Source organism: Streptomyces sp. NPDC005805, assembly GCF_040630445.1.
Lineage (GTDB): Bacteria > Actinomycetota > Actinomycetes > Streptomycetales > Streptomycetaceae > Streptomyces.
In genome coordinates, this window is sequence record NZ_JBEXXN010000046.1 from 43660 (window position 1) to 55931 (window position 12272).

At 71.7% G+C, this 12272-nt stretch carries 10 protein-coding genes and 1 pseudogene; 7 read left to right on the forward strand and 4 right to left on the reverse strand.

From position 1 onward, the window contains the following. Positions 1-42: 42 nt before the first annotated feature. The gene (gene sufB, locus ABZ457_RS22800) at positions 43-1464 is read right to left on the reverse strand and encodes a Fe-S cluster assembly protein SufB (RefSeq protein ID WP_359160021.1); all 1422 of its coding nucleotides are present in this window, start codon (positions 1462-1464) and stop codon (positions 43-45) included. Then, positions 1461-2216 carry a metalloregulator ArsR/SmtB family transcription factor gene (locus ABZ457_RS22805; protein WP_359160023.1) on the reverse strand — a complete coding sequence of 252 codons (756 nt, stop codon included), beginning with the start codon at positions 2214-2216 and terminating at the stop codon, positions 1461-1463. Before ABZ457_RS22805 ends, sufB begins: the two co-directional genes overlap by 4 nt. A gap of 218 nt (positions 2217-2434) precedes the next feature. Here ABZ457_RS22805 and ABZ457_RS22810 point away from each other — a divergent pair, with 218 nt between their 5' ends. The 4 genes from ABZ457_RS22810 to ABZ457_RS22825 all read left to right on the forward strand — a co-directional run bounded on the left by ABZ457_RS22810 (position 2435) and on the right by ABZ457_RS22825 (position 6380). Continuing rightward, entirely contained in the window at positions 2435-3358 is a 924-nt protein-coding gene (locus ABZ457_RS22810) for an ABC transporter ATP-binding protein (RefSeq protein WP_359160026.1), read from the forward strand. 67 nt (positions 3359-3425) lie between these two features. Beyond that, positions 3426-4193 (forward strand): ABC transporter permease, encoded by a 768-nt coding sequence (locus tag ABZ457_RS22815; protein ID WP_359160029.1) that lies wholly within the window; start codon positions 3426-3428, stop codon positions 4191-4193. A 48-nt stretch (positions 4194-4241) separates the two neighbouring features. Continuing rightward, positions 4242-5360 (forward strand): hypothetical protein, encoded by a 1119-nt coding sequence (locus ABZ457_RS22820; protein WP_359160032.1) that lies wholly within the window; start codon positions 4242-4244, stop codon positions 5358-5360. A 27-nt stretch (positions 5361-5387) separates the two neighbouring features. Further along, complete coding sequence (locus ABZ457_RS22825; RefSeq protein ID WP_359160035.1) at positions 5388-6380, forward strand: COX15/CtaA family protein; 993 nt, start codon at positions 5388-5390, stop codon at positions 6378-6380. Between the two features lie 151 nt (positions 6381-6531). Here ABZ457_RS22825 and ABZ457_RS22830 read toward each other — a convergent pair whose 3' ends face one another. Together ABZ457_RS22830 and ABZ457_RS22835 are read right to left on the reverse strand one after the other, a co-directional pair. Continuing rightward, positions 6532-6888: a hypothetical protein gene (locus ABZ457_RS22830; protein ID WP_359160038.1), complete on the reverse strand. Its 357-nt coding sequence runs from the start codon at positions 6886-6888 to the stop codon at positions 6532-6534. A 133-nt stretch (positions 6889-7021) separates the two neighbouring features. Beyond that, entirely contained in the window at positions 7022-7969 is a 948-nt protein-coding gene (locus ABZ457_RS22835; RefSeq protein ID WP_359160041.1) for a heme o synthase, read from the reverse strand. Positions 7970-8332: 363 nt separating this feature from the next. Here ABZ457_RS22835 and tkt point away from each other — a divergent pair, with 363 nt between their 5' ends. The 3 genes and pseudogenes from tkt to ABZ457_RS22850 form a co-directional block, all read left to right on the forward strand. Further along, a complete protein-coding gene (gene tkt, locus ABZ457_RS22840) occupies positions 8333-10435 on the forward strand; it encodes a transketolase (protein ID WP_359160044.1) in 2103 nt (700 codons plus the stop codon). A 34-nt stretch (positions 10436-10469) separates the two neighbouring features. Next, positions 10470-11588: a transaldolase gene (gene tal / locus ABZ457_RS22845; RefSeq protein ID WP_359160047.1), complete on the forward strand. Its 1119-nt coding sequence runs from the start codon at positions 10470-10472 to the stop codon at positions 11586-11588. A gap of 6 nt (positions 11589-11594) precedes the next feature. Beyond that, a pseudogene (locus ABZ457_RS22850) lies at positions 11595-12272 on the forward strand (glucose-6-phosphate dehydrogenase); the annotation flags it as partial.

A 12272-nucleotide genomic window follows, 5' to 3' on the forward strand; every position in this document is an offset into this window, starting at 1 on the left:
GTGAACTGCGTGAGAAGTGCGGGTGGCGGGGGACGGCCGGCGTCAGCCGACCGAACCCTCCATCTGCAGCTCGATCAGCCGGTTGAGCTCCAGGGCGTACTCCATGGGGAGCTCCTTGGCGATCGGCTCGACGAAGCCGCGCACGATCATCGCCATCGCCTCGTCCTCGGAGAGGCCGCGGCTCATCAGGTAGAAGAGCTGGTCCTCGGAGACCTTGGAGACGGTGGCCTCGTGGCCCATGGAGACGTCGTCCTCGCGGACGTCGACGTAGGGGTAGGTGTCGGACCGGGAGATGGTGTCCACGAGCAGCGCGTCGCACAGCACGTTGGACTTGGCGCCGGGGGCGCCCTCGCCGATCTCGATCAGACCGCGGTAGGAGGTCCGGCCGCCGCCGCGCGCCACCGACTTGGAGACGATGTTCGACGAGGTGTTGGGGGCCATGTGGACCATCTTGGCGCCGGCGTCCTGGTGCTGGCCCTCGCCCGCGAAGGCGATGGACAGGGTCTCGCCCTTGGCGTGCTCGCCCATGAGGTAGACGGCCGGGTACTTCATGGTCACCTTGGAGCCGATGTTGCCGTCGACCCACTCCATGGTGGCGCCCTCGTAGGCGACAGCGCGCTTGGTGACCAGGTTGTAGACGTTGTTCGACCAGTTCTGGATGGTCGTGTAGCGGCAGCGGCCGCCCTTCTTGACGATGATCTCGACCACGGCGCTGTGCAGCGAGTCCGAGGAGTAGATCGGGGCGGTGCAGCCCTCGACGTAGTGGACGTAGGCGTCCTCGTCGACGATGATCAGCGTCCGCTCGAACTGGCCCATGTTCTCCGTGTTGATGCGGAAGTAGGCCTGGAGCGGGATGTCCACGTGGACGCCCTTGGGCACGTAGATGAACGAGCCGCCGGACCACACGGCGGTGTTCAGCGAGGCGAACTTGTTGTCGCCGACCGGGATGACCGTGCCGAAGTACTCCTGGAAGAGCTCCGGGTGCTCCTTCAGCGCGGTGTCGGTGTCGAGGAAGATGACGCCCTGCGCCTCCAGGTCCTCGCGGATCTGGTGGTAGACGACCTCGGACTCGTACTGGGCGGCGACACCGGCGACGAGGCGCTGCTTCTCCGCCTCGGGGATGCCGAGCTTGTCGTACGTGTTCTTGATGTCCTCGGGCAGGTCCTCCCAGGAGGCGGCCTGCGCCTCGGTGGAGCGCACGAAGTACTTGATGTTGTCGAAGTCGATGCCGGAGAGGTCGGAGCCCCAGCTCGGCATGGGCTTCTTGTCGAACAGGCGCAGACCCTTGAGCCGCAGCTTCAGCATCCACTCCGGCTCGTTCTTCTTCGCGGAGATGTCGCGGACGACGTCCTCGGAGAGGCCGCGCTTGGCCACGGCGCCGGCCGCGTCGGAGTCGGCCCAGCCGAATTCGTACTTACCCAGACCCTCGAGTTCGGGGTGGGCAGTCTCCGTGGGGAGAGTCATGCGGGGTTCCTCCCGGCCTTGCTGGCGGATGCTGATGGTGTGGTGGTCTGTGCGGCGCCGCCGCCCGGGGGCGAGCTGCGCGGGATGAAGGTGGTGCACACCCCGTCGCCGTGCGCGATGGTGGCGAGGCGCTGGACGTGTGTCCCGAGGAGTCTCGAGAAGAACTCGGTCTCCGCCTCGCAGAGCTGTGGGTACTTCTCCGCCGCGTGGGCGACCGGGCAGTGATGCTGGCAGAGCTGCTCACCGACCGGCGCGGTCCGGGCCGTAGCAGCGTACCCGTCGGCGCTCAGGGCCTTGGCGAGGGCGTCGGCCCGGTCCTCGGGCGCGGCGGCCTCGACGGCGGCGCGGTAGCGCTCGCCCTGCGCCTCCATCCGGTCCCGGGCGAAGGCCGCGACGGCTGCCTCGCCGCCGGCGTTCTCCTCGATCCAGCGGAGGGCGTCCACGGCCAGTGCGTCGTACGACTGGTCGAAGGCGTCCCGGCCGCAGTCGGTGAGGGCGAACACCTTGGCGGGGCGGCCCCGGGTGCGGGCGCCGTAGACCCGCTGCTCACGGGCCTCCACGACGTTCTCGGAGACGAGGGAGTCGAGGTGGCGCCGGACGGCGGCCTGGGTGAGGCCGAGGCGGCCGGCGAGGTCGGCGACGGTGGACGGGCCGTGGTCCAGGATGGAGCGCGCGACGCGGTTGCGGGTCGAGTGGTCCGACCGCATCCCCGCCGCGAGTTCCGCCTGAAGGGGCTCGCCGACGTTTTTCACAACACCATTGTTGCGTAATTCCTCGGGGACTGACAAGCCGCGAAGCGATCACCGCGCGGTGCCGTGCATCACTTAGGCATACCTAAGCTGACCTGCGGAAACGATCACTCCGGGGCCGCCCCGGCCAGGCACGGCAGGGGCCCCGGGACCCCCTCGGGGACCTCTCCCCCACCGCCCCGCGGACCGGCGCGCCGCACCGCGCGCCTAGACTTCCCGGCATGTCAAACGAGCCTGCTGTCCAGGTCCGGGGCCTGGTCAAGCGGTACGGACCGAAGACGGCCGTGGCCGGTCTCGACCTCGATGTCGCGCCCGGCGGGGTGACCGCCGTCCTCGGCCCCAACGGGGCCGGGAAGACGACCACCATCGAGACCTGCGAGGGCTACCGCCGCCCGGACGCGGGCACCGTGCGCGTCCTGGGCCTCGACCCGGTCGCCGACGCGGCGCGGCTGCGGCCCCGGGTCGGCGTGATGCTCCAGTCGGGCGGCGTCTACTCCGGCGCGCGGGCGGACGAGATGCTGCGGCACATGGCGAAGCTGCACGCCCACCCGCTGGACGTGGACGCCCTGATCGAGCGCCTGGGCCTCGGCGGCTGCGGCCGCACCACCTACCGCCGGCTCTCCGGCGGCCAGCAGCAGCGCCTCGCGCTGGCGATGGCGGTGGTCGGCCGCCCCGAGCTGCTCTTCCTCGACGAGCCCACCGCCGGGCTGGACCCGCAGGCCCGACGCTCCACCTGGGACCTGGTGCGCGAGCTGCGCGCCGACGGCGTCACGACCGTCCTGACCACGCACTTCATGGACGAGGCCGAGGCCCTGGCGGACGACGTCGCCATCGTGGACACGGGTCGGGTCATCGCCCGGGGCACCACCGAGGAGCTGTGCCGCGGCGGCGCCGAGAACACCCTGCGCTTCACCGGCCGCCCGGGCCTGGACGTGGGCTCCCTGCTCAAGGCCCTCCCGGACGGCACGGCGGCGGCGGAACTCACCCCCGGGGCGTACCGCATCAGCGGCCAGGTGGACCCGCAGCTCCTCGCCACGGTGACCTCCTGGTGCGCCCAGCACGGTGTGATGCCCGAGGGCATCTCGGTGGAGCGGCACACGCTGGAGGACGTGTTCCTTGAGCTGACCGGGCGGGAGCTGCGGTGACGACACACCACGACACCGGCTCCGGCCGGGGGACGACACCGCACGGGACCGCCAGGGAGCCGCAGGCATGAGCACGGGTACGTACACGCCGGAGCCGGGCGCGGCGCCGCTCGGGCGGATGATCGCCGTGCAGGCCGCGTTCGAGACGCGGATGCTGCTCCGCAACGGCGAGCAGCTGCTGCTCACCGTGGTCATCCCCTCGCTGCTGCTGGTGCTGTTCTCCACCGTCGACATCGTCGACACCGGAGACGGGCCGGCCGTCGACTTCCTCGCCCCCGGGGTCCTCGCGCTCGCCGTGATGTCGACCGCGTTCACCGGGCAGGCCATCGCCACCGGCTTCGAGCGCCGCTACGGGGTCCTCAAGCGGCTCGGCGCCTCGCCGCTCCCCCGCTGGGCGCTGATGTGCGCCAAGACGCTGGCGGTGCTGGTCACCGAGGTACTCCAGATCGCGCTGCTGACGGCGATCGCCCTCGCGCTGGGCTGGTCGCCGCAGGGGAACCCGCTCGCCGTGCTGCTGCTCCTGGTGCTCGGCACCGCCGCGTTCTCCGGGCTCGGGCTGCTGATGGCCGGGACGCTGAAGGCGGAGGCCACCCTCGCCGCCGCCAACCTGGTCTTCCTGCTGCTGCTCGTCGGCGGCGGGGTGATCGTGCCGCTGGACCGCTTCCCGGAGCCGGCCGCAGCCGCGCTGGGTCTGCTGCCCATCTCGGCCCTCTCCGAGGGGCTGCGGGACATCCTGCAGCACGGGTCCGGCGTGCCGTGGGGTGACATGGGCATCCTCGCCGTGTGGGCCGTGCTCGGACTGGGTGCCGCAGCCCGGCTCTTCCGCTGGGAGTGAGGCGCGCGCCAGGATGCTTCCATCGGGCCCGCTCGACCGGAGGTCTGGATGGAACGACGCGCAGCACTGCGACTGGACGCCCAGTGGGCGAAGGTAAGGGCCGGACGGCCCGGTTCCGCCCCCGAGAGACGCGAACGCATGCTGACCGATCTGATCACCGCGCTCGCCCCGCACGCCGTGGACGACCCGGCCCTGACCGCCACCCTGGGGCTGCGGTACGGCGACCTCGCCCGGCACCACTTCGACATCGGCAGACGTGAGGAGGCGCTGGCCGCCGCCTCCGCCGCCGTCCGGCACTCCGCCGGCCCCGCCGCCCACGACCCGGAGCACGCCCGCCAGTACGCGCGGGCCCTGATCAGCCAGGCCGTCTACCTCGCCGAACCCCTCAGCGACGAGCTGGGCCTGCCGCGCTACGCCTTCCACCCGCACGGCGAGCAGCCGTCCGCCGAGGACCGGCTCGCGGGCCTCGCGGCCGTGGAGTCCACCCACCGGGCGATCGCGGTCTGGGAGGGGCTGGACCAGGGCGACCCGCGCAACCAGGAGGGCCTGGCCCAGGCGCACGCCTTCCTCGGCGACCGGCTGGAGGAGCTGGGCCGGCCGGTGGACGCGGCGGAGTGGGCGGTCCGCGCGGAGCGGGCCTTCCACGCGGTGTGGACCGAGCCGGACCCGGCCCGGCGGGCGCACGCGGCCGTCCTGGAGCACCTCGGGGACCAGCTGCAGCGGCGGCTGCGGCGCTGCCCCTTCGACGGCGGGCTGACCCAGCTGCGCAAACGGGAACTGCTGCCGGACCGGCTGCTTCCGCTGGCGGTGGTCGCCGGCCGGATCGAGGGGGTGGGCCCGGACGCGATCGCCGAGGGGCTGGGCCTGGAACGCACGGAGGTGCGGCGCATCCTGCGGGCGCACTGCTGGCGCGCGGTCTGGCGGTTCGACGTGTGCGGCGCGGACGGCTCCTGGCGGCCGCTGGCGTACCCGTGGCGCGGGATGGACGCGGTGACGGACCGCACGGCGCACGCGGTGGCCACCGAGCTGACGGAGGCGTTCCGGGACTCCGCCGCCCTGCCCCCGGCCCCGGCACGCTGGCGTTTCGCCCTGTGGTGGGACGAGGAGGACCACCTGGACGGGTCGCGGTTCCGGATGACCTCCCCGCCCGGTCCGGTGCCGTCGTGACGCGGGCCACGGCCCCCTCGTGAAAGCGTGCACAAGCCCCCGCCTACGATAGGGGCCGTGCAGACCCCCCTCTCCCTCATCGCCCGGCGCTGGACGCCGTCGACCCGGATCGTGCGACGCGCGGCGCTCGCCGCCGTCGTGATGAGCGTCGTCATCATCGTGACCGGCGGCGCCGTCCGGCTGACCGGTTCCGGCCTCGGCTGCGACACCTGGCCCAAGTGCACGGACGACAGTCTGTTCGCGACCCCGGAGCAGGGGCTCCACGGGGCGATCGAGTTCGGCAACCGGCTGCTGACCTATGTGCTGTCGGCGGCCGTCGGCTGGGCGATCGTCGCGAGCCGGTCCGTGAAGCCGCGCCGCCGGGGGCTGTCCCGGCTGGCGTGGTCGCAGTTCTGGATCGTCATGGGCAACGCCGTCCTGGGCGGTATCACCGTCTGGGCGGGCCTCAACCCGTGGACGGTGGCCGGGCACTTCCTGCTGGCGACCGGGCTGCTGACGGTGACCACCGTGACCTGGGTGCGCGCCGGTGAGGGCGACGGGCCGCCGCGCCCCCGGGTGCCCCGGCCGGTGCGGAAGCTGTCCTGGGCGATCGTGGGCGTGAGCGCCGTGCTGATCGTGCTGGGCACCTCGGTGACCGGCTCGGGCAAGCACGCGGGCGACAGCAGCGATGTGCCGCGGATGCCGTGGGACTGGGCGGTGGCCGCGCATGTCCACGCCATCGCCGCGTGGGTGGTGTGCGCGCTGGCCGTGGCGATGTGGCTGGTGCTGCGGGTGGTGGACGCCCCCGACGACATCCGGGCCCGCGCCCGGGACCTGCTGCTGGTGGTGCTGGCGCAGGGCGTGATCGGCTATGTGCAGTACTTCCTGGACGTGCCGGAGCTGCTGGTCGGCCTGCATATGCTCGGCTCGGCGCTGATGTGGATCGCGGTGGTGCGCCTGGCGCTGAGTCTGCGCGAGCGCGAGGCCCTGCCCGCGGCGGTCGTCCCGGCCCAGGCGGACCCGGCGCTCACCCGCGCCTGAGACCCGGCCCGGGCCCCCGCCGGACTCCCGGCCCGGGCCCCTCGGCGCACACCACTGCCCGCCTGTTCCCGGACCCGCCGAAGCGGGGCGGGGAACAGGCGGGCAGTGGTGTGTCCGGGCCGCGTCGGGGCGTCAGCCGCCGGAACGGGCCTCAGCCGTTGGACGGGCCGCCGACCTGGATGCCCGCCATGCGGGTCCACTCGTAGGGGCCGGTGCGGACCTTGGCCGCGAAGTCCCCGTCGAACTCGTCGTGCAGGGTGATCCCGGACTTCTCGGCGGCGCTGACGGCCACGGCCTGGCTGGGCGCGACCAGGTCGCCCCAGTCGCCGTCCCCGCCGACCAGCACGATGCGGGTGCCCGCCTGACCGATGTAGGCGAGCTGGCCCTCGGCGCCGCCGTGCGCCTTGGAGAACGCCTGGATCTGCTTGGCGAGCTTCGCCGCCCTGCGCTCGGCCCGGGCGTCCCGCTTGGCGTCCTGCGCGTTGTCGTCAACCTCGGTGTCTGCCATGGCCAGGATGCTACCGGCGGGTATACGGCGTGGCGACGCCGGGGCGAGTGGCGTACCCCACCCGGCAGGGCCCACGCGAAAGGCCCCGGCGGAACCGGGGCCTGGCGGTCGGACGGGGGCGGTGCGGGCGTGCTCAGCGCAGGAACGGGTCCACGGCCACCGCCACGAAGAGCAGCGACACATAGGTGATGGACCAGTGGAACAGGCGCATCTCCTTGAGCTTGGCCCCGGTCACGCCGCCCTTGGCCCGGTTCTGGAGGGCGTGCGCCTCCCACAGCCACCAGCCGCCGGCCGCCAGCGCGACCGTCGTGTAGAACCAGCCGGTGTAGCCGAGCGGGGTGAGCAGCAGCGAGACCGCGACCATCACCCAGCTGTAGAGGACGATCTGCCGGGCGACGGTGGCGTTGCCCGCCACCACGGGGAGCATCGGCACCCCGACCCGCGCGTAGTCCTCGCGCACCTTCATCGACAGCGGCCAGTAGTGCGGCGGCGTCCAGAAGAAGATGACGAGGAAGAGGACGACCGCGGCCCAGGACATCGAGTCGGTGACCGAGGACCAGCCGATGAGGACGGGCATACAGCCCGCGATGCCGCCCCAGACGATGTTCTGCGCGGTGCGCCGCTTGAGGATCATCGTGTAGACGACGACGTAGAACAGCAGGGCGCCGAGGGCGAGAGCCGCGGAGAGCCAGTTGACCAGCAGGCCGAACCAGAGGGTGGAGACGACCGCCAGGGTGAGGCCGAAGACCAGGCCCTCGCGCGGCGAGACCATCCCGGTGACCAGCGGACGCTGTGCCGTGCGGTCCATCAGCGCGTCGATGTCGCGGTCGATGTACATGTTCAGCGCGTTGGCGCCGCCCGCCGACAGATAGCCGCCGAAGCAGGTGGCGAGCACCAGCCAGAGGTCCGGCACACCCTGCTCGGCCAGGAACATCACCGGCACCGTCGTGATGAGGAGCAGCTCGATGATCCGCGGCTTCGTCAGCGCGACGAACGCCTTGACACGGGCCCCGAACGGTCGATGGCCCCCCGGGCCGGTGGCCAAGACGACCCCTGCGGGTCGGGACTCGACGGCCGTCACGTACACCCCTGACAGAGAAATCCCAGCAGGCCCCCGGGGAGGAGCCACCCCTGCCGGTGGGCGAGGGGGGATATGGAGACCCGGTACGGCCTGCGCGTACCACGCCACTCTAGACGTTGCCCGTACGCCGATCTTCGCGGGGGTGGGCTCGTGTTGAGCCCCGCGCCGCCACCGCACGTACACATGCCCGACAGGCGGGCGGCACCCGGTGGGCGCACCCCGGCACGTGTGCGGATGTGGGCCCGGCCGACTGGTAAGACGCTTGTACGAAGGGACGGGCTGTGCTGCGAGGGTAGGCTCGACAGCGCCCGGTACACCCCTCGTCACCGGGATTCGACATGTGGAGAGGAGCCCTGACCCAGGGTGAGCACCAAGCCGACCACCACAGACCTCGAGTGGGCCGAACTGGACCAGCGGGCAGTCGACACCGCCCGCGTCCTGGCCATGGATTCCGTACAGAAGGTCGGCAACGGCCATCCGGGTACGGCCATGAGCCTGGCCCCCGCCGCCTACACCCTCTTCCAGAAGGTGATGCGGCACGACCCGTCCGACGCGGACTGGACCGGCCGCGACCGGTTCGTCCTGTCCGCGGGCCACTCCTCGCTGACCCTCTACATCCAGCTCTACCTGGCCGGCTTCGGTCTGGAGCTGGACGATCTGAAGGCGTTCCGCACCTGGGGCAGCAAGACCCCGGGCCACCCGGAGTACGGGCACACCACCGGTGTGGAGACCACCACCGGCCCGCTCGGCCAGGGTGTCGCCAACGCGGTGGGCATGGCCATGGCCGCCCGCTACGAGCGCGGCCTGTTCGACCCGGAGGCGGCCCCGGGCACCTCCCCGTTCGACCACCACATCTTCGCCATCGCGGGTGACGGCTGCCTCCAGGAGGGCATCTCCGGCGAGGCGTCCTCGCTGGCCGGGCACCAGAAGCTGGGCAACCTGATCCTGCTGTGGGACGACAACCACATCTCGATCGAGGGCGACACCGAGACCGCCGTGTCCGAGGACACCATGAAGCGGTACGAGGCGTACGGCTGGCACGTCCAGCGCGTGGAGCCCAAGGAGAACGGCGACCTGGACCCGGCCGCGCTGTACGCGGCGATCGAGGCCGCCAAGGCGGAGACCGGCCGACCGTCGTTCATCGCGATGCGCTCGATCATCGCCTGGCCCGCCCCGAACGCGCAGAACACCGAGGCGGCGCACGGTTCGGCGCTGGGCGAGGAGGAGGTCGCGGCCACCAAGCGCGTCCTCGGCTTCGACCCGGAGCGGCACTTCGAGGTCTCCGAGGAGGTCCTCGGCCACACCCGCGGGGCGCTCGACCGGGGCCGCGAGGTCCGGGCCGAGTGGGAGAAGGGCTTCGCGGAGTGGCGTTCGGCCGCCCCGGAGCGGGCGGCCGAGTTCGACCGGATCCGCGCGGGCGAGCTGCCGGCGGGCTGGGCGGAGAAGCTGCCCGAGTTCGAGACCGGCAAGGGCGTGGCCACCCGGGCCGCCTCCGGCAAGATCCTCCAGGCGCTCGGCGCGGTGATCCCGGAGCTGTGGGGCGGCTCGGCCGACCTCGCGGGCTCCAACAACACCACGATCGACAAGACCTCGTCCTTCCTCCCCGAGGGCAACCCGCTGCCGGAGGCCGACCCGTACGGCCGCACCGTGCACTTCGGCATCCGCGAGCACGCGATGGCCGCCGTGATGAACGGCATCGCGCTGCACGGCAACACCCGCATCTACGGCGGCACGTTCCTCGTGTTCTCCGACTACATGCGCAACGCCGTCCGCCTCTCCGCGCTGATGCACCTGCCGGTCACCTATGTGTGGACGCACGACTCGATCGGCCTCGGCGAGGACGGCCCGACCCACCAGCCGGTCGAGCACCTGGCCTCGCTGCGCGCGATCCCGGGCCTCAACGTGGTCCGCCCGGCGGACGCCAACGAGACCGCGGTCGCCTGGCGCGAGATCCTGCGCCGCTGGACCAAGCAGTACGGCGTGGGCGCCCCGCACGGCCTCGCGCTGACCCGCCAGGGCGTGCCCACCTACGAGCGCAACGAGGACGCGGCCAAGGGCGGCTACGTCCTCTTCGAGGCCGCCGGGGCGGACGGGCAGGACGCCGAGCCGCAGGTCGTGCTCATCGGCACCGGCTCCGAGGTGCAGCTCGCCGTCGAGGCGCGCGAGCAGCTCCAGGCCGCCGGGGTGCCCACCCGGGTCGTCTCGATGCCCTCGGTCGAGTGGTTCGAGGAGCAGGACCAGGGGTACCGGGACTCGGTGCTGCCGCCGTCGGTGAGGGCGCGGGTCGCGGTCGAGGCCGGCATCGGTCTGACCTGGTACCGCTACGTCGGCGACGCGGGGCGCGTCGTCTCGCTGGAGCACTTCGGCGCCTCCGCGGACGGCAAGGTCCTCTTCCGCGAGTTCGGCTTCACCCCGGAGGCGGTCGTGGCGGCCGCCCGGGAATCGATCGCCGCCGCCGCGCGCTGACGCCCGTATACGACAAACAGGAGATGCAACTCTCATGACAGACGCACTCAAGCGCCTCTCCGACGAGGGCGTGGCGATCTGGCTGGACGACCTGTCCCGCACCCGGATCACCTCCGGCAACCTCGCCGAGCTGATCGACCAGCAGCACGTCGTCGGTGTCACCACCAACCCGTCGATCTTCCAGAAGGCGATCTCCGAGGGCAGCGGCTACGACACGCAGCTCACCGACCTCGCCGCCCGCAAGGTGACCGTCGAGGAAGCCGTCCGCATGATCACCACCGCGGACGTGCGGGACGCGGCGGACATCCTGCGCCCGGTGTTCGAGGCAACCCAGGGCCAGGACGGCCGGGTCTCGATCGAGGTCGACCCGCGCCTCGCCCACAACACCCGGGCGACGGTGGCCGAGGCCAAGCAGCTGGCCTGGCTGGTGGACCGCCCCAACACCCTGATCAAGATCCCGGCCACCAGGGCGGGCCTGCCGGCGATCACCGAGGTCATCGGCCTCGGTATCAGCGTCAACGTCACGCTGATCTTCTCGCTGGAGCGCTACCGCGAGGTCATGGACGCCTACCTGGCCGGTCTGGAGAAGGCCAAGGAGCGCGGGCTGGACCTCTCCAAGATCCACTCGGTGGCGTCCTTCTTCGTGTCCCGGGTGGACACCGAGATCGACAAGCGCCTCGACGCGCTGGGCACCCCGGAGGCGAAGGAGGCCCGCGGCAAGGCGGCCCTCGCCAACGCCCGCCTGGCCTACGAGGCCTTCGAGGAGGTGTTCTCCTCGGACCGCTGGGCGGCCCTGGACAAGGCGCAGGCCAACAAGCAGCGTCCGCTGTGGGCCTCCACCGGCGTCAAGGACAAGGCGTACAAGGACACCCTGTACGTGGACGACCTGGTCGCCCCGGGCACGGTGAACACCATGCCGGAGGCCACCCTGGAGGCCACCGCCGACCACGGGCGGATCACCGGCGACACGGTGCGCGGCACCTACGACCAGTCGCGCGCCGACCTGGAGGCCGTGGCGAAGCTCGGGATCTCCTACGACGACGTCGTCCAGCTCCTGGAGGACGAGGGCGTGGAGAAGTTCGAGGCGTCCTGGAACGAGCTGCTGGCCTCGACCGAGGCGGAGCTCAAGCGCCTCGCTCCCTCGGAGGGCTGACCTACCTTGTCCGGTATTGACGGAGCCAATCCGCTCCGTGATGCTGCCGACCGACGGCTCCCGCGTATCGCGGGGCCGTCGGGCCTGGTCATCTTCGGTGTCACGGGCGACCTCTCCCGCAAGAAGCTGATGCCCGCGGTCTACGACCTCGCCAACCGGGGTCTGCTGCCGCCGGGCTTCTCGCTGATCGGGTTCGCCCGCCGCGAGTGGCAGGACGAGGACTTCGCGCAGGAGGTCCACGACGCGGTCAAGCAGCACGCGCGCACCCCGTTCCGGGAGGAGGTCTGGCAGCAGCTCATCCAGGGGATGCGCTTCGTGCAGGGCACCTTCGACGACGACGACGCGTTCGAGCAGCTCAAGTCGACGATCGGGGATCTCGACAAGAAGCAGGGCACCGGCGGCAACTTCGCCTTCTACCTGTCCGTGCCGCCCAAGTTCTTCCCCAAGGTCGTCCAGCAGCTCAAGAAGCACGGGCTGGCGGACCAGAAGGAGGGCTCCTGGCGGCGCGCGGTCATCGAGAAGCCGTTCGGCCACAACCTGGAGAGCGCCAAGGAGCTCAACCAGGTCGTGCACGAGGTCTTCCCGCCGCACGAGGTCTTCCGGATCGACCACTACCTGGGCAAGGAGACGGTCCAGAACATCCTGGCGCTGCGGTTCGCCAACACCCTCTTCGAGCCGATCTGG